Source organism: Mycobacterium sp. (assembly GCF_032159775.1).
In the GTDB taxonomy this organism is placed as follows: Bacteria; Actinomycetota; Actinomycetes; order Mycobacteriales; family Mycobacteriaceae; genus Mycobacterium.
Genome location: NZ_JAVHWK010000006.1, coordinates 1 through 15,882, shown reverse-complemented (window position 1 = coordinate 15,882; position 15,882 = coordinate 1). Strand labels below are relative to the sequence as shown.

Here is a 15,882-nt window from a genome sequence, read left to right as displayed (position 1 = left end):
GACCCTGCATGGTCCCCCGACGCAATGGGTCTCTACCCACAGTACGGATGCGAGGATTTAACGAGGTCACCGCGAAAACTTCGCGGAAACTTCGCGAAACGGCCTACAGCGGGATGTTCTTGTGCCGCCCGCGCCGTGCGGGCGCCTCGGCGAGTGCCTGGGTCAGCTTGCTGCGGGTGTGCGACGGGTCGATCTTCTCGTCGACGACGCCGATCTCGATGGCGGAATCCACACCGCCGGCGATCCGTTCGTGCTCGGCGGCAAGCTCCTCGTGCAGGGCCTCGCGCTCGTCTTCAGGCGCAGCGGCCAGCCTCCTCTTGTGCAGGATGCCGACTGCGGCCTTGGCGCCCATCACGGCGACCTCCGCATCCGGCCACGCGAACACCTTCGTCGCATTGAGCGAGCGCGAGTTCATCGCGATGTAGGCGCCGCCGTAAATCTTTCGCGTCACCAGCGTGACCCGCGGAACGGTGGCCTCGCCGAACGCGTGCAACAGCTTGGCGCCGCGGCGCACCACGCCACCCCACTCCTGGTCGACACCGGGCAAATAGCCGGGCACGTCGACCACGACGACAAGCGGAATGCCGAACGCGTCGCACAGGCGCACGAAACGTGCTGCCTTCTCGGCGCTTTCGGAGTTCAGGCAGCCGCCGAGTCGGAGCGGGTTGTTGGCCAGCACGCCGACCGTCCGGCCCGACAGCCGGCCGAGGCCGATCACCATCGACGGCGCCCACTTGGCCTGGAACTCTTCGAAGGGCGCGTCGTCGTCAAGGAGTGCTTCCAGGAGAGGATGCACATCGTATGCACGACGCGGCGACTCGGGCAGCAGCGCGTGCAGGTCGGAGTCACCGGCCTCTGCCTTGGTGCGGTCGAAATGGCCCTGCTGGCAGAACAATCCGACTAGGCGGCGACCGCGCGCGTACGCGTCGAGCTCATCGTCGGCGACGATGTGGCACACGCCGGACTTCTTGTGGTGGGTATCTGGTCCGCCCAGCGACGCCATGTCGACGTCCTCGCCGGTGACACTGCGCACGATGTCGGGGCCGGTGACGAAAACCCGGCTGTCCGGCGCCATCACGATGACGTCGGTCAGGGCGGGGCCGTATGCGGCGCCGCCCGCGGCGAAGCCGACGACCACCGAGATCTGCGGGATGTAACCGGATGCACGGATCATCGCCTCGAAGACCAAGCCGACCGCGTGCAGCGCCTTGACGCCCTCGGCCAGCCGGGCACCGCCGGAGTGCCAGATTCCGATGATCGGGCTCTGCTCCTCGATGGCGGTGTCGTAGGCGTTGACGATGTGGGCACAGCCCTCCACGCCCATGGCGCCGCCCATCACGGTCCCATCGGTGCAAAACGCGATGGTCCGGACACCGTTGACGGTTCCTCCGGCGGCGAGCACGCCCGAGCGGTCACGCTCGTGCAGCAGTTCCAGGGTGCAGTCGTCGTCGAAGAACGTCTTGAGGCGCAGCAGCGGATCACGAGGATCCAATGATTCGCCGACTGTCTCGGGGGCCGTGATTGTCATCGAAACCTCCTGTAAGGGCCGGATATCGGGGCGCTCAGTACTTCCCGAAGGCGAGCGCCACATTGTGCCCACCGAATCCGAACGAATTGTTGATCGCGTAGTTGTAGTTGCCGGGTCGCGGCGAACCGGCCACGACGTCGAGGTCGATTTCCGGGTCCAGATTCTTCAGGTTGAGCGTCGGCGGGATGACACCGTCGCGCAGCGCGAGCATCGTCAAAATGGATTCGACGGCACCGACTGCGCCGACCGAATGGCCCAGCGCACCCTTGGGTGCGAATACCGCAGGCTTGTGGCCGCCCATCGCGTTGTTGATCGCCTTGCCTTCGGCGATGTCGCCGACGCTGGTGCCGGTGGCGTGCGCGTTCACGTGATCGATGTCGGTCGGCGAAAGGCCGGCCAGCTGGATGGCACGCGTCATCGCGTGGCCCGCCTGCTCACCATTGGGGTCGGGCGCGACGATGTGATATCCATCCGACGTGACGCTTGCGCCCATCAAGCGCGCGATGATGTTGGCTCCGCGCGCCTTTGCGTGCTCCTCGGTCTCGATGACGATGAGTGCTCCGGCTTCGCCGAACACGAAACCGTTGCGATCCTTATCGAACGGACGGCATGCGCCCGCCGGGTCATCGTTACTGGTCGACAGCACGATCCGCATCTGCGCGAATCCTGCGATCGGCACCGCCTCGATCTTGGTCTCGACGCCACCGCAGATGGCCACGTCAGCCTCGCCGAGCACGATGTTGCGCCATGCGTGCGCGATGCCCTCGGAGCCGGACGCGCACGCCGAGATCGGGGTGATGACCCCGGCCCTGGCCTTGCGTTCCAGCCCGACCGCGGCGGCTGCCGCGTTGGGCATGTACATCTGAACCGCGAGCGGCGAAACCCCACGCAGGCCCTTGGCCCGCATGCCCTCGTAGGCGAAGAGCAGCTCCTCGCTCGATCCCATTCCGGTGCCGATCGACACCATCAGTCGCTTGGGATCGACCTCGGGTTCACCGGCGTTCTTCCAGACCCGCCGGCTCATGATCGTCGACATCTTCTGCAGATACGACAGCCGACGCAGCTCGACCCGCGTCAGCTCACCGTCGAAATCCTCCAGCAAGTGCCCGCCAATTCGAACGGGAAGGTCGTATTCCTCGACGAACGAGTCATCCAAAAGCCGGATGCCACTCTGTCCCTCCAGAAGCTTCTTCCACGTGCCCTCAGCATCGGTTGCCAAGGCAGTCGTCATGGCAACACCCGTGACGACAACATTGGGGAAGCCGTTCCCCGTAGCCAACCCAGTCATTTCGCTGCGATGGTTCCTTTCCCCCCCTGCGCGTCAGTACTTGCCGAAAGCCAGCGCGACGTTGTGTCCACCGAATCCGAAGGAGTTGTTGATCGCGTACTTGTAGTCGCCATACCGGGGCTCGCCCGCGACGACGTCCAGATCGATCTCCGGATCGGGTGTTTCGTAGTTGAGCGTCGGCGGGATGACACCGTCGCGGAGCGACAGCACCGTCAGTACCGACTCGAGCGCGCCGACCGCACCGATGGAGTGGCCGAGCGCGGACTTCGGTGCGTACACAGCGGCGTGTTGCACACCGGCGACGCGGATCGCGTTCGCCTCCGCGGTGTCACCGATCGAGGTGGCCGTGGCATGGGCGTTGACGTGCTGGATGTCCTTGGGCTCCAGGCCGGCAAGTTCCATCGAGCGCTTCATCGCCTGGCCGGCGCGCAAACCGTCGGCGGCAGGCGCGACCATGTGGAAGGCATCGGAGGTGATGCCGGCGCCCATGATCCGAGCCAGCGGCTGAGCGCCGCGAGCCTTTGCGTGCTCCTCGGTCTCGATAACCATGAGCGCACCTGCCTCGCCGAACACGAAGCCGTCGCGGTCCTTGTCGAACGGACGCGAAGCACCCTCGGGGTTGTCGTTGCGGGTCGACATGGCACGCATCATCGAGAACGCCGCGATCGGCAGCGCTTCGATGCCGCCCTCCACGCCACCGCAGACCGCGATGTCTGCGTCGCCCATGACGATCTGCCGCCACGCGTGCGCGATGGCCTCCGAGCCCGACGAACACGCCGATACCGGCGTCATGACGCCGGCGCGGGCGCCGAGCTGCAGGCCGATGACGGCAGCGGCGCCGTTCGGCATGATCATCTGAACGGCGAGCGGTGACACCTTGCGGGGTCCGCCCTCGTTCATCAGGTCATAGGTCTCGACGATCTTCTCGCCGCCACCCAGACCGGTGCCGACGACGACGGCGAAGCGGTCCGGATCGACCTCGGGTGACCCCGCGGCCTCCCAGATCTGGCCACCGAGCAGTTTGGCCATCCGCTGGACATACGACATACGTCGCAGGTCCAGCCGTCCCATATGGTCGTCGACGGGCTCCTTCAGGTGGCCACCGATGTGCACGGGCAGGTCCCATTTGGTGACGAACTCGTCCTCGAGGACGCGGATGCCGCTTTCGCCCGCCAACAAGCCCTTCCACGTGCTCTCGATGTTGCCCGCGATCGATGTCGTCGCCGTGACGGCGGTCACCACAACGTTGGGGAAACCGCCGTTAGCAGTGGAAGGCCTGGTCACGTGCGATCCGCTTCGATCTTCTCGCGCAGCGCTGCGGCAGCCTCGGGGTTCTCTTCCTCGAGCTTCTGGATGTAGGAGACGACGTCACCTACGGTGCGCAGGCCTGCGAGGTCCTCATCGGGGATCTTCACGCCGTACTTGTCCTCGGTCTGAACGGCGATCTCGACCATCGACAGCGAGTCGATGTCCAGGTCGTCGACGAACGACTTCTCGGGGGTAACCTCCGACGGCTCGATGCCGGTGACTTCTTCGATGATCTCGGCGAGACCGGAGATGATTTCTGCCTGAGTGGCGGCCACTATGGCTCCTTCTAATTTGTTGTGTTACTGCGAATTACGTTGATATGCAGTTGTGCTGTCCCCGACGGCGCCGGGAATCAGACCTCTAGAGCTCGGATAGCCCGTCCAGGTCGGCGGGGGTTTTGACGGCCTTCGTCGGAACCCCTTTCAGTTCTCGCTTGGCGATTCCGGCGAGTGTTCCGGCGGGCGGGAACTCGACGATCGCGGTCACGTTCGATTGCCGGAGAGTCTCCGTGCACAGATCCCAGCGCACCGGCCGAGTCAGCTGTGCGACCAGCTTGCTCATGGCGTCGGCCGCCGAGGCGACCGGCTGGCCGTCGGCGTTGGACAGCAGGGTGGCGGTCGGTTCGGCGGTTGAGATGCCGTCAGCCGCCGCGGCGTACCCGTCGGTGGCGGCCGCCATGTAGTGCGTGTGGAAAGCGCCGGCGGTGGCAAGAGCGCGGACGCGCGCCTTCTCCGGCGGATCCTCGGCCAGCTTGCTCAGGGCGGTCAGGCTGCCCGCTGCGACGATCTGGCCTGCTGCATTGCGGTTCGCGGGCACCAGGTCCAGCGCTTCGAGGCGGCTCAGCACCTCGGCCTCGTCGCCGCCGAGCACCGCGGACATGCCGGTGGGCTCGGTCGCGCACGCCTTGGCCATCTCCGCGCCGCGGGTGGCGGCCAGCGCCACTGCGTCGTCGCTGGAGATCACGCCGGCGATCGCGTAGGCGGCGATCTCGCCGACTGAGTGCCCGGCCGCGATGAAGTCCCGTCCGGCCAGCAGGCCGCGCTTGGTCAACTCTTCCCAGGCAAGCAGCGTCGCGGCCACGACAAGCGGCTGCGTTACGGCGGTGTCGGTGATTTCCTCCGCTGTCGCGGTGGTGCCGAGTGTGGCCAGGTCTAGACCGCTGGACTCCGACCAGGTGGAGATACGGTCAGCCGCACCGGGCAGCTCCAGCCATGAGGCGAGCATGCCGGGCGTCTGCGATCCCTGTCCGGGAGCAAGCAATGCGAGCACTCTCTAAGAGAACACTGTGGGAACCCATCTGCGCGGTGTAAGAGATTATGAACCTCGTCTTATTCTTTTGTGGAGATCCCACAAAACAGCATGTGATGGGACACCATCGATATCTGACCGAAATCTGTTAGCCTGCCCGGTCCTCGCTGGGTGCGGCCTTTGGGCGGGTCGATATCTGTGCGCTGGCCATGTTCGACGTGCTGGAATGCTGTGCTTGCCTCGTCAGCCGTCCGACGGTGGATGCCACCCGCAGGACGTACGCGTCGCGCGGGGTGGTCGGATCTCGCCCAGTGAAGTCGGCGATGCGTTTGAGGCGATATCGCACGGTGTTTGGATGAACGAACAACTTGCGGGCACACGCTTCGATCGCGCCGCCGGAGTCCAGATAAGCGTCCAGCGTTTCAGTTAATGCCGGACCTGCGTCGCCCAGCGGCCTCATCACCTCGGTTTCCAGTGCCGCGATGGCCGACGCGTCGCCGAGCAGGGCCCGTTCAGGCAAAAGCTCACGCGCGACGACGGGTCGCGGCGCACCGGTCCAGCCCGCGACGGCGTTCATCCCCGCGATCGCCTCGGTGGCGCTCCAGTGCGCTGTAGAGAGCGTCGGTGCGGTCGGTCCGATGACCACGGGCGCTTCGGCGAAAACGGTGAGAAGGTCGCTGAGGAATCGGTCGGTGAGGCTCAGCGGGCCCGACACGATGGTCACCAGCCAGGTGCCATGCACGTCCGACAGCGCCGCGCGCCCGTGTCTCTTGACCACATCGTGAACGTCGTCGCTGGCCAGGTCGATGCGGTCGGGCTGCGGGATACCGACGATGACCGTGGCGGGTGCGGTGGCGTCCCAGTTCAGCGCCGCGGCCTGGGACTGAAGTTCGGGCCCGGTGTCGCCGCGTACGACCGCGTCGACGATGTTGGCTTCCATCCTGGTGTCCCAGGCGCCCCGCGCCTCGGCCTGGTCGGCGTATGCGGTGGCGGCAGCGAACGCCAAGTCGCGGCTGTACCGCAGGATGCCGGCCGTTAACGCGGTCAGCTGCTTTTCGGATCGGGCCAGCAGCGGCACCACTTCCTCGAAGAACTCCATGGTGACGCGCACCAACTCCACGGACTGCCGCAGCGCGATGCGCCTGCGAAGATCCTGCGGCACTACCTCGAAGGCCTGCGCCGTGTAGCTGACGTCGCCGTTGGGGTTGCGCATCCACTCCGCGAAGTTCACCACCGCGGTCTGCACCACCAGCTGGACGCTGGCGCGCTGCGAGGCTTCGAGGTCGGCGAAGAACGGCAGCCGTTCCTCCAGGACGTGCACCGCCTGGGTGGCCAGCCGGCCCGAATATTGGCTCAACCGGCGAAGCACCGACTCGGGGATGGTCTCCAATACCTCGAGCGTGGAGGCGGGAGGGACGAACCGATTGTCGGTCATCCCTAAAAGCTACGCCAGTTTTCTGGCGGTTTCCTCCAACAACTGCCGCGAGTCAGGCCACTCCGGGGTCTGAGGTCTGCTCCGGCGCTGCCAGCACGTCATCGATTTCGTATTTGTTGGCCGCCTCGATGGCCTGCGACTGGTCGATCTCCCCATCGACGGCAAGCGCCTCCAGCACCGCCACCACCACCGATTCGGCGTCGGTGTTGTAGTAACGCCGCGCCGCGGGACGGGTATCGGAGAACCCGAAACCGTCGGTGCCCAACGTGACGTAGGTGTTCGGCATCCAGGGCCGGATCTGCTCGGTAACCGCGCGCATCCAGTCCGAGACGGCCACGGCCGGCCCCCGGGTATCGGCGAAGGCCTTGGTGATGTACGGCACGCGTGCAGGGCGGTCGGGGTAGCGCAGCTTCTCCTTCTCGATCTCGACGCCATCGCGGTTGAGCTCACCCCAACTGGTCACCGACCAGACGTCGGCCGCCACGTCCCATTCGTCGGCCAGCAACTCCGCCGCCTTGATCGCCGATGGCATCGCCACCCCCGACACCAGGATGTGCGCCTGCTTGGACTTCTGCTCCGGCGCGGGCCGGTAGCGGTAGATGCCTCGCAGCAGGCCCTCGATGTCGAGGCCTTCCGGTTCGGCGGGCTGCTTGTAGGGCTCGTTGTAGATGGTGATGTAGAAGTAGACGTTCTCCGGATCCTCGCCGAACATGCGAGCCAACCCGCTTTCGACGATGTAGGCGATCTCGAAGGCGAACGCAGGGTCATAGGCCACCACAGCAGGATTGGTGGCCGCCAACAGCAGCGAGTGTCCGTCGGCGTGCTGGAGTCCCTCGCCGACGAGCGTGGTCCGGCCTGCCGTCGCACCCAACACGAAGCCGCGGGCCATCTGGTCGGCGGCGGCCCACAATCCGTCGCCGGTGCGTTGAAAACCGAACATCGAATAGAAGATGTAGAGCGGAATCATCGGTTCGTTGTGGGTGGCGTAGGACGTGCCCGCCGCGGTGAACGACGCAGTCGACCCTGCTTCGTTGATGCCTTCGTGCAGGATCTGGCCGATGTCACTTTCCTTGTACGCCAGCATCAATCCCGCGTCGACGGCCGTGTACAGCTGCCCATTGCGGTTGTAGATCTTGAGGCTCGGGAACCACGAGTCCATACCGAACGTGCGCGCCTCGTCCGGGATGATCGGTACGATTCGCGGGCCGATCTCCTTGTCGCGCAGCAGTTCCTTGAACGTGCGCACCATCGCCATGGTGGTCGCAACCTCTTGGTTTCCCGAGCCCTTCTTGAGCGCCTTATAGGTGTCGCGACCCGGCAGCGTCATCGCCTTGGACTTCGTCCGCCGCTCAGGCACGAAGCCGCCCAACGTCCGTCGTCGGTCGAGCATGTACCGGATCTCGGGTGCATCCGGGCCGGGGTGGTAGTACGGCGGCAGATAGGGATTCTTGTCGAGTTCCTCGTCACTGACTGGAATGCGAATGGCGTCCCGGAACTGCTTGAGGTCTTCTGCAGCAAGCTTTTTCATCTGGTGGGTGGCGTTGCGGCCCTCGAAGTGCGAGCCAAGCGAATAGCCCTTGATCGTTTTGGCCAGAATGACCGTCGGCTGCCCCTTGTGCTCGGTCGCCGCACGATAGGCGGCGTACACCTTGCGGTAGTCGTGCCCACCCCGCTTGAGGTTCCAGATCTCCTGGTCGCTCATCGGCTCCACAAGCGCTTTGGTGCGCGGGTCGCGACCGAAGAAGTGGTCGCGGACGTAGGCGCCGTCGTTGGCTTTGTAGGTCTGATAGTCCCCGTCGGGCGTGGTGTTCATCAGGTTCACCAAGGCGCCGTCGCGGTCGGCGTGCAGCAGCGCATCCCATTCGCGGCCCCATACCACCTTGATGACGTTCCATCCCGCACCGCGGAAGAACGATTCCAGCTCCTGGATGATCTTGCCGTTTCCGCGAACCGGGCCGTCGAGGCGCTGCAGGTTGCAGTTCACCACGAAGGTGAGGTTGTCGAGTGCCTCGTTGGCGGCCACCTGGATCAGACCGCGGCTTTCCGGTTCGTCCATCTCGCCGTCGCCGAGGAAAGCCCAGACATGCTGGTCAGAGGTGTCCTTGATGCCGCGGTCGTGCAGGTAATGATTGAACCGGGCCTGGAAGATCGCGTTCATGGGGCCAAGGCCCATCGACACGGTCGGGAATTCCCAGAAGTCCGGCATCAGCCGTGGATGGGGGTACGACGGGATGCCGCCGCCGGGGTGGCTGTGTTCCTGCCGGAAGCCGTCGAGCTGGTCCGCACTCAGCCGACCTTCCAGGAATGCCCGGGCGTAAATGCCCGGAGATGCGTGGCCCTGGATGTAGACCTGGTCGCCGCCGCCGGCGTGGGACTTACCGCGGAAGAAGTGGTTGAAACCGACCTCGTAGAGCGCGGCCGAAGAGGCGTACGTCGAAATATGGCCGCCCACACCAACTCCCGGACGCTGAGCGCGGTGCACCATGATGGCCGCATTCCATCGGATCCAGGCCCGGTAGCGACGCTCGATCTCCTCGTCGCCGGGGAACCAGGGCTCCAGCTCGGTTGGGATGGTGTTGACGTAGTCGGTGGACGTCAGCGACGGGATGGCCACTCGTTGTTCGCCGGCACGCTCGAGCAGCCGCAGCATCAGGTAGCGGGCCCGCGCAGGGCCCTGTCGTTCCAGCAACTGGTCGAACGACTCCAGCCACTCGGTGGTCTCATCGGGATCGATATCAGGCAGGTAGGACGCAACGCCTTCGCGGATCACGCGTACCCGGTCGGGTTCGGCTGCGGTGCCGGAGTTTTGCGCCAGATCCTGGCGCGCGAACTCGGTGGTCAACTTCCACTCCTCGGTCTTCAGGTCTAGGTCTGCGACAACCTCTATCCCCCCATCGTGCCCCACTTGCACCGCCGGTGGTGGCTAGTGGAATGAACCGCCAACCGACCTTCCAAACCGGTAACCTCTTCAGACTGTGCGGATGGGAGGACTGACCAGGTCACCGCGGCTGCGGATCCTCGCGCTGGTGGTCGGAGTCGTGGCCGGTTTCGCCATGATCGTCGTCGGATGCTCCTCCGTCATCCAAGGGTCGCCGACGGTGAACGCTGGCGACGCACCGGTCTACAAGGCCTCGGTGTCGGCTTCGGCGGAGGAGTCGTCACTGTCGTCGAGTTCCAAGGAGTCGGAACGTCGGAAATCGGCGACCACAGAGGCCGTGCACGCCTCGTGCGAGGCGTTGAGCTCGAGCAGTGTGGACTCGATCACCGCGGTCAACAATTACGTGACGTCGTTCAATTCGAGTGCCCCGGACGCGGCGTCCAAGGCCGGACCGGCCGTCGACTCGCTCAACCAAAGTGCCGATTTGGTCGCCCAGAGCATGACCGATCCGCTGTCGCCCGAGCTGCGCGACGCGCTCAACGCCTGGGTCGATGCTGCTCGGGGCGTTGCGAACGCCATCGCGGGCAATTACGGACCCGACGAATTCAACGCCTCGGTCTCCAAGTTGAACGACGTCAAGACGACGGCGCTGGACCTCTGCGATGCGGCGTATCGGTAAAGCTTTCAGCGCCGCGCGTCGCCGAATGCGCGGGTCGTGCGACGATAGGACCAACGTACGAGCATTTGAAGATTGAAGGAGGACCGACGGTGGTCGCGGCGGCAGACGCCCCGAACTACGCCCAACGGCTGGGCATCCAAAAAGATCAGGTTGTGCAGGAACTGGGCTGGGACGACGACGTCGACGACGACATCCGGGCCGACATCGAAGATGCCTGCGGCGGCGAGCTGCTCGACGAGGACGCCGACGACGTTGTTGATGTGGTGCTGCTGTGGTGGCGCGATGACGACGGCGACCTGGTGGACCGGCTGATGGACGCGATCACGCCGCTGGCCGACGATGGCGTGATCTGGGTTCTTACCCCTAAAACGGGTCATTCGGGGCACGTGATGCCCGCCGAGATCGCCGAGTCGGCGCCTACGGCGGGGCTGATGCAGACGTCGTCGGCAAACGTCGGCGACTGGAGCGCCAGTCGGCTGGTCCAACCAAAATCCAAGGCGGCGGGGCGGCGCTGATGAGCGCTTGCGCAAAGAACAGACCGCACTGATGCGGGAACCCGGGACCGAGGCCCCGGACTTCACCCTCAAGGACCAGAACGGTCAGCCGGTCAGCCTGAGTGACTTCCGCGGCGCCAAGGACGTGCTGCTGGTGTTCTTTCCCCTTGCGTTCACCGGTATCTGCCAGGGCGAGTTGGACGAGATTCGCGATAAGCTTCCGTCCTACCAGAACGACGACACCGCCACGTTGGCTATCTCGGTGGGACCGCCACCGACACATAAGGTTTGGGCCACTCAGAGCGGTTTCACGTTTCCGGTGCTGGCCGACTTCTGGCCGCACGGCGCGGTTGCCGCGGCCTACGGGGTGTTCAACTCTGACGCGGGTTTCGCCAACCGGGGCACGTTCGTCGTCGATCGGTCCGGGATCATCCGCTTCGCCGAGATGAAAGAGCCCGGCGAGGCGCGCGATCAGGCGGTCTGGGCCGACGCGCTGTCGGCGCTCACCACGTAGCGCGAGCGTGCGCGTCTGCACGCGACACGCCGGTGTTGAGCGGCATTCTGCGCACGCTCGCGGCCGGTTATTGGATTTCCAAGTTCGGCGATTTACCCGGTAGCCTCCCAGCGACGGGCGCGTAGCTCAGTGGTAGAGCTCTGGTTTTACACACCAGCGGTCGGCGGTTCGATACCGTCCGCGCCCACCAACACCCGAGTCTGGCTCGCTATCCCGCGGGCGGGGCGAAAAACTCCAGTGCTATGCCGTCGGGGTCGCGGAAGCTCAGCCCCGAGCCGTAGTGGGCGTCGACGATGCCGCCGTGCTCGACGCCCAGCTCGTCCAGTTTCTTCACCCACGTTTCCAGCTCCGAACGGTCCGCACAGCCGAAACCGACGTGGTCGAGGCCCGCCTGGAATTCGGTGAACCGGCCACCCTCCAGTGGTTTGTCGTGCTGGTGGATACCGAAGATGGTGCCGTCCTCGAAAGCCCACACCACGTGCCGGAACCCGGCGTCGGTGTGCTCGTCGAGCACCGGGTCGGAGCCGAACAGCGCTTGATAGAAGGGCGCGCTTGCGTCGACGTCACGCACGGTGACTGCGACGTGATTGAGTACCGCCATTGGTCCCACACTCACTTTCGAAATCGATCGATTGCCAGTTATACGATCCGCACTCGCGGCGGGTTCACCGGTGTCGGCTAGACCACACGCTTTCCTCGCCGTGCTCGAGCACGCATGTCCCACAGGTACATTCGATAGCCCAAGATCCACACGTCGCGCGGGATGACGCGGTCGGCAATCCGTAGAGCTCCCAGCAGCCAGTCGAATTGGCGTTGTTGGGTCGCCGACCACGACATCGACATGTGCGCCCTGAACTCCTCGGGAAGAAAACCTTTGGTGGCGAAGAGGTTGAACCGGCCTGCCAGCAACCGCAGAGGGGCGGGCAGGAACGCCATCGTGGCCACACCGTGCAGGTGCTTGCGCACCGGCGGGTCGATGTTCAGCTCGTCGAGGGTCCGTTTCCAGAACTCGTCGAACGCGACGCGGTCAGCGGGCCACATATCCTCTCGGACCTGCAATGTGGTGCCCAGCTTGCTGGCGTCGCGGTAGATCGCATCGGCGGACTCGTCGTCGAGTGGCCCGTAGAGGAACTCGTGCTGATCGATGAAGTACCGGTACAGGCATGCCGCCACCCACAGTTGCAGCCTCGGATCGAATGCGTTGTATGACAATGGGCTTGACTTCTTCGACCGCACCAGTGCATGGACTCTGTCGACCTCGTCGCGAATCAGCGCTCGATCGGCGTCCGTCCCGAGGGTGGCGGCGGCGAGATACGTGCCGGTTGTCCTGGCCCGCTTGAACGGGTGTTTGTACACGTTGCCGCTGTCCACGGGACTTTCCAGCACGCCGTAGCCGACGCCGGGCAGCGACAACTGCATGATGACATTGGCCGCCGGCGCCAGTACCGCCGCAGGGTTGATCAGATCGACCACCCTGGTCGGCCGCCGCGGTGGGCCCAGCCTCATGAGCCGAGTACACCACCTTGTGAGACGCTCGCAGCGTGTTTGCGCCGATGTGTCCCGGCCGGGCGACCGGCATTGCGGCCGGTTTCCTGGCGGATCTGGCGTTCGGCGATCCCCGGCGCGGACACCCCGTTGCGCTGTTCGGCGGAGGCGCCGCCCGATTCGAGCGGCTCACGTACGCCGACGACCGGTGGGCGGGCGTCGTTCACACCGCCACCCTGCTCGGTGTGCTCGGGTTCGGGGGCGTCACGGGGGAGCGGTTCGGCTACCGGCGGGGACCCGCCTGGATCGCCGCTCTGACCGCCGCGACGACGTTCGTGGCGCTGGGGGGCACGTCGTTGACGCGCACCGGCACCCGGATGGCTGACCTCTTGGCGCGGGGCGACATCGATGCCGCCCGACGCCTCCTGCCGTCCCTGTGCGGCCGGGACCCCGCCGCGCTCGATGCCGACGGCCTGACGCGCGCAGCCGTCGAATCGGTCGCCGAGAACACGGCCGACGCGCAGGTGGCGCCGCTGCTGTGGGCTGCCATCGGTGGCGTGCCCGCATTGCTGGTCTACCGCGGCGCCAACACCCTCGACGCGATGATCGGTCATCGCTCGCCGCGTTACCGCCGATTCGGCTGGGCCGCAGCGCGACTCGACGACGCATTGAACCTCGTCGCCGCTCGCGTCACCGGGGCGCTGGTGGCGATCTGCGCACCAGTTGTGGGCGGGTCGCCTCTCAGCGCGGTGCGGGCGTGGCGGCGCGACGCTGCCCGACACCCGAGCCCGAATGCGGGTGTGGTGGAAGCATCGTTCGCCGGTGCGCTCGGCGTCCGACTCGGCGGGCCGACGCAATACGCGCACGAGCTGGAGATCCGGCCCAGCCTCGGCGACGGGCCGGCCCCGCAGATCACCGATCTCGTTCGGGCGGTACGGCTGTCGCGGCTGGTTCAGCTCGTTGCGGCGGTGCTGGCGGTCAGCGCCGCTTGCCGTAGCGGTCGGCGAGTTTCTCCTCTGTGGTGAGCGCAGCACTGGCAGGCCGACTCTGCGCGGCGGCCCTCTCGCGTCGGCGCGCCCGGATCTCCGAAGTGATGAAGTAACCCAACCCGATTGGCGCGAAGATGCCGAACGCGATCCACTGGATGCCGTAGGACAGGAACGGTCCCGCGTCCAGGTGCGGCAGCCCTATCGCACCGAGGCCGCCCGGCTGATTCTCGACAAGCTGCAGATAGGCGCCGGTCAGCGGGACGTTCAGCAGCGTGGAGATCTCCTGCGTATTGATCGCGTACACCTGCTGCGCTCCGTCCGCCCGGAACGGCGCCTTGCCCTGCGGTGAGGGCTCGGAGTCGCGCAGCCTCGCGACGATCGTCACCGTCCCACTCGGCGCCGGTGCGATGGGCGGCACCCGGGAGCCCTGCTCGGGTTTCACATAACCGCGGTTGACAAGCACGGTCGGGCCACCGTTGACGGCGAACGGCACCAGGACCTCGAAGGCTGGGTCCCCTTCGATCACCCGGAGTCGCGCCAGCACCTGCCGGTCGGGCATATAGTGTCCGGTGGCCGTCACCCGCTGCCACTGTTCATCGGGTGCAGAGGAATCCTGCTGTGGCAGAACGCTTGTCAGCGGGACCGGTTCTGCCTTCAGTGACCGCGTGATCTGAGAGTTCTCGCGCGACGTCTTGGTGTTCTTGCCGAGTTGCCACGGCGCGAGAACGGTGAAACACAGGTAGGCGAAGGCGATCACAACGACGAACAGCGCGAGCCAACCCGGGCGCAGCAGGAACGTCCACCGCGACTTGGATTCTTCGCTCTTGGCTTCGGTCATCGGAGCTGCTCGTCCACCCACTCGTGCAGGCCGGGCAGCGAGGCTGCGATGACGGTGAACACGTCTTCGAAGTCGTCATGTGTGCCGTAGTACGGGTCCTCCACGTCATGCGGGTGGGCGCCCGACTTCGGGTCGAAAGACCTCAGCATCCGCAGCCGGTCGGTCGAGACACCCATGTCGCGCAGTATCCGCTCGTGGTTCCGGCCGAGCGCCACCACAAGATCGGCGGACAGGTGGTCCTCGTTGATGCGCCGGGCCCGGTGTTCGGTCGGATAGCCGTGCTCGCGCAGCACGCGGTTCGCGCGATTGTCGGCACCCTCGCCCGCATGCCAGTCGCCGGTCCCCGCGCTGGTGACCCGCACCTCGTCGGTCAGGCCGCGCTCGCTGATCTGATGTGCGAACATCTTCTCCGCCATCGGCGAGCGGCAGATGTTGCCCGAACAGATGAATGTGATGTGCAGGGGCTCAGACACCCAGCACCTCGCGGAGGTCGTCGACTGTCGCCACATGCGCAACCGCGGCGACGCCGGTCGGCTCGGCGAAGTCGGCCGCTCCGTAGCCCCAGTCGACCACGACGGTGGCGATGCCGTGCGCAGCGGCACCCTCCACGTCGTGCGCGCGGTCGCCGACCATCACGACGCGATCAGGCAGCGGTTCGAGCGCGGCGAGTGCGTGCGCCACCACCTCGGCCTTGGTGGCTCGCACACCGTCCAGGCTGGCACCGGCGATGACCTCGAAATGCTGGTCCAGCCCGAAGTGCTCGAGGATGCGCTGTGCGGTCGGTTCGGCCTTCGATGTGGCCACCGCCAGCCGCACCCCGGCCGCCCGCAGGTCGGTGAGCAGTTGCGGAATGCCGTCGAACAGGGCATTCATCGCCCAGCCGCGGGTCGAGTAGTCGGCGCGGTAGGCGGCGATCGCGCCGTCGGGGTCTTTGAGGCCCATCGCCGTCAGGGTCTGATGCATAGGCGGCCCCACGAGGCGGCCGGCCAGGTCGCCGTCCGGAATCTCGGCACCGACCTCGTCGAGGGCATGGCGGAAGCTGGACACGATGCCCTGCGCCGAGTCGGTCAAGGTGCCGTCGAGGTCGAAGATCACCAGCTGCGGCCGGGTAGCGGCGGCGGTGTCGTCCAGGGTCGTCACGCATCCATTGTCTCCGACGGCGCATTAGTGTCGTGATGTGGCAAGTCGAACCCGCGGA

The 15,882-nt window shown here is 65.9% G+C and carries 16 protein-coding genes and 1 tRNA gene; 5 read left to right on the top strand and 12 right to left on the bottom strand.

The genetic code is table 11. The features are described 5' to 3' along the window. Nucleotides 1–103: 103 nt before the first annotated feature. From QOJ24_RS00555 to aceE, 7 genes are all read right to left on the bottom strand, one after another. Nucleotides 104–1,528 (bottom strand): acyl-CoA carboxylase subunit beta, encoded by a 1,425-nt coding sequence (locus QOJ24_RS00555; RefSeq protein WP_526258063.1) that lies wholly within the window; start codon nucleotides 1,526–1,528, stop codon nucleotides 104–106. A 34-nt stretch (nucleotides 1,529–1,562) separates the two neighbouring features. Then, complete coding sequence (gene kasB / locus QOJ24_RS00550) at nucleotides 1,563–2,816, bottom strand: 3-oxoacyl-ACP synthase KasB (protein ID WP_526258062.1); 1,254 nt, start codon at nucleotides 2,814–2,816, stop codon at nucleotides 1,563–1,565. Nucleotides 2,817–2,849: 33 nt separating this feature from the next. Further along, nucleotides 2,850–4,100, bottom strand: a complete 1,251-nt coding sequence (gene kasA, locus QOJ24_RS00545) for a 3-oxoacyl-ACP synthase KasA (RefSeq protein ID WP_526258060.1) — start codon at nucleotides 4,098–4,100, stop codon at nucleotides 2,850–2,852. Then, nucleotides 4,097–4,399 (bottom strand): meromycolate extension acyl carrier protein AcpM, encoded by a 303-nt coding sequence (acpM, locus tag QOJ24_RS00540; RefSeq protein ID WP_526258058.1) that lies wholly within the window; start codon nucleotides 4,397–4,399, stop codon nucleotides 4,097–4,099. The genes kasA and acpM overlap by 4 nt, the downstream gene beginning before the upstream one ends. Nucleotides 4,400–4,484: 85 nt before the next feature. Next, nucleotides 4,485–5,393 (bottom strand): ACP S-malonyltransferase, encoded by a 909-nt coding sequence (locus QOJ24_RS00535; RefSeq protein WP_526258056.1) that lies wholly within the window; start codon nucleotides 5,391–5,393, stop codon nucleotides 4,485–4,487. 127 nt (nucleotides 5,394–5,520) lie between these two features. Then, complete coding sequence (locus tag QOJ24_RS00530) at nucleotides 5,521–6,807, bottom strand: PucR family transcriptional regulator (protein ID WP_526258054.1); 1,287 nt, start codon at nucleotides 6,805–6,807, stop codon at nucleotides 5,521–5,523. A 52-nt stretch (nucleotides 6,808–6,859) separates the two neighbouring features. Continuing rightward, a complete protein-coding gene (aceE, locus tag QOJ24_RS00525; RefSeq protein WP_526258052.1) occupies nucleotides 6,860–9,649 on the bottom strand; it encodes a pyruvate dehydrogenase (acetyl-transferring), homodimeric type in 2,790 nt (929 codons plus the stop codon). Between the two features lie 139 nt (nucleotides 9,650–9,788). Between aceE and QOJ24_RS00520 the strand changes: the two genes are divergently transcribed. From QOJ24_RS00520 to QOJ24_RS00505, 4 genes are all read left to right on the top strand, one after another. After that, nucleotides 9,789–10,364, top strand: coding sequence for an Rv2240c family protein (locus QOJ24_RS00520; RefSeq protein WP_526258050.1), 576 nt, complete (start codon nucleotides 9,789–9,791; stop codon nucleotides 10,362–10,364). Between the two features lie 89 nt (nucleotides 10,365–10,453). Beyond that, nucleotides 10,454–10,879 (top strand): DUF3052 family protein, encoded by a 426-nt coding sequence (locus QOJ24_RS00515; protein WP_526258048.1) that lies wholly within the window; start codon nucleotides 10,454–10,456, stop codon nucleotides 10,877–10,879. 31 nt (nucleotides 10,880–10,910) lie between these two features. Beyond that, on the top strand, nucleotides 10,911–11,372 hold the full coding sequence (locus QOJ24_RS00510) for a peroxiredoxin (protein ID WP_526258046.1): 462 nt from the start codon (nucleotides 10,911–10,913) through the stop codon (nucleotides 11,370–11,372). Nucleotides 11,373–11,487: 115 nt separating this feature from the next. Then, nucleotides 11,488–11,562 (top strand) — tRNA-Val (locus QOJ24_RS00505). Between the two features lie 18 nt (nucleotides 11,563–11,580). Here the strand turns inward: QOJ24_RS00505 and QOJ24_RS00500 are convergent. Beyond that, nucleotides 11,581–11,973 carry a VOC family protein gene (locus QOJ24_RS00500; RefSeq protein ID WP_526258044.1) on the bottom strand — a complete coding sequence of 131 codons (393 nt, stop codon included), beginning with the start codon at nucleotides 11,971–11,973 and terminating at the stop codon, nucleotides 11,581–11,583. A gap of 77 nt (nucleotides 11,974–12,050) precedes the next feature. Continuing rightward, entirely contained in the window at nucleotides 12,051–12,878 is an 828-nt protein-coding gene (locus QOJ24_RS00495; protein ID WP_526258042.1) for an oxygenase MpaB family protein, read from the bottom strand. 47 nt (nucleotides 12,879–12,925) lie between these two features. Here QOJ24_RS00495 and QOJ24_RS00490 point away from each other — a divergent pair, with 47 nt between their 5' ends. Next, the gene (locus QOJ24_RS00490; RefSeq protein WP_526258144.1) at nucleotides 12,926–13,882 is read left to right on the top strand and encodes a cobalamin biosynthesis protein; all 957 of its coding nucleotides are present in this window, start codon (nucleotides 12,926–12,928) and stop codon (nucleotides 13,880–13,882) included. Here QOJ24_RS00490 and QOJ24_RS00485 read toward each other — a convergent pair. From QOJ24_RS00485 to QOJ24_RS00475, 3 genes are read right to left on the bottom strand one after another with little or no spacing between them, the layout of a single operon-like run. Further along, entirely contained in the window at nucleotides 13,836–14,684 is an 849-nt protein-coding gene (locus tag QOJ24_RS00485; RefSeq protein WP_526258040.1) for an SURF1 family cytochrome oxidase biogenesis protein, read from the bottom strand. The two genes, QOJ24_RS00490 and QOJ24_RS00485, sit on opposite strands and share 47 nt — an antisense overlap. Continuing rightward, on the bottom strand, nucleotides 14,681–15,157 hold the full coding sequence (locus QOJ24_RS00480) for a low molecular weight protein-tyrosine-phosphatase (RefSeq protein WP_526258038.1): 477 nt from the start codon (nucleotides 15,155–15,157) through the stop codon (nucleotides 14,681–14,683). The genes QOJ24_RS00485 and QOJ24_RS00480 overlap by 4 nt, the downstream gene beginning before the upstream one ends. Continuing rightward, complete coding sequence (locus tag QOJ24_RS00475) at nucleotides 15,150–15,824, bottom strand: HAD-IA family hydrolase (protein WP_526258036.1); 675 nt, start codon at nucleotides 15,822–15,824, stop codon at nucleotides 15,150–15,152. Before QOJ24_RS00475 ends, QOJ24_RS00480 begins: the two co-directional genes overlap by 8 nt. Between the last annotated feature and the right edge of the window lie 58 nt (nucleotides 15,825–15,882).

Bases quoted from the DNA above. Each gene is read 5' to 3' on its own strand.
- QOJ24_RS00510 (WP_526258046.1), top strand. From the start codon at position 10,911: ATGCGGGAACCCGGGACCGAGGCCCCGGACTTCACCCTCAAGGACCAG.
- QOJ24_RS00520 (WP_526258050.1), top strand. From the start codon at position 9,789: ATGGGAGGACTGACCAGGTCACCGCGGCTGCGGATCCTCGCGCTGGTG.
- kasB (WP_526258062.1), bottom strand. From the start codon at position 2,816: ATGACTGGGTTGGCTACGGGGAACGGCTTCCCCAATGTTGTCGTCACG.
- QOJ24_RS00500 (WP_526258044.1), bottom strand. From the start codon at position 11,973: ATGGCGGTACTCAATCACGTCGCAGTCACCGTGCGTGACGTCGACGCA.
- QOJ24_RS00485 (WP_526258040.1), bottom strand. From the start codon at position 14,684: ATGACCGAAGCCAAGAGCGAAGAATCCAAGTCGCGGTGGACGTTCCTG.
- QOJ24_RS00490 (WP_526258144.1), top strand. From the start codon at position 12,926: ATGTGTCCCGGCCGGGCGACCGGCATTGCGGCCGGTTTCCTGGCGGAT.
- QOJ24_RS00495 (WP_526258042.1), bottom strand. From the start codon at position 12,878: ATGAGGCTGGGCCCACCGCGGCGGCCGACCAGGGTGGTCGATCTGATC.
- QOJ24_RS00555 (WP_526258063.1), bottom strand. From the start codon at position 1,528: ATGACAATCACGGCCCCCGAGACAGTCGGCGAATCATTGGATCCTCGT.
- QOJ24_RS00530 (WP_526258054.1), bottom strand. From the start codon at position 6,807: ATGACCGACAATCGGTTCGTCCCTCCCGCCTCCACGCTCGAGGTATTG.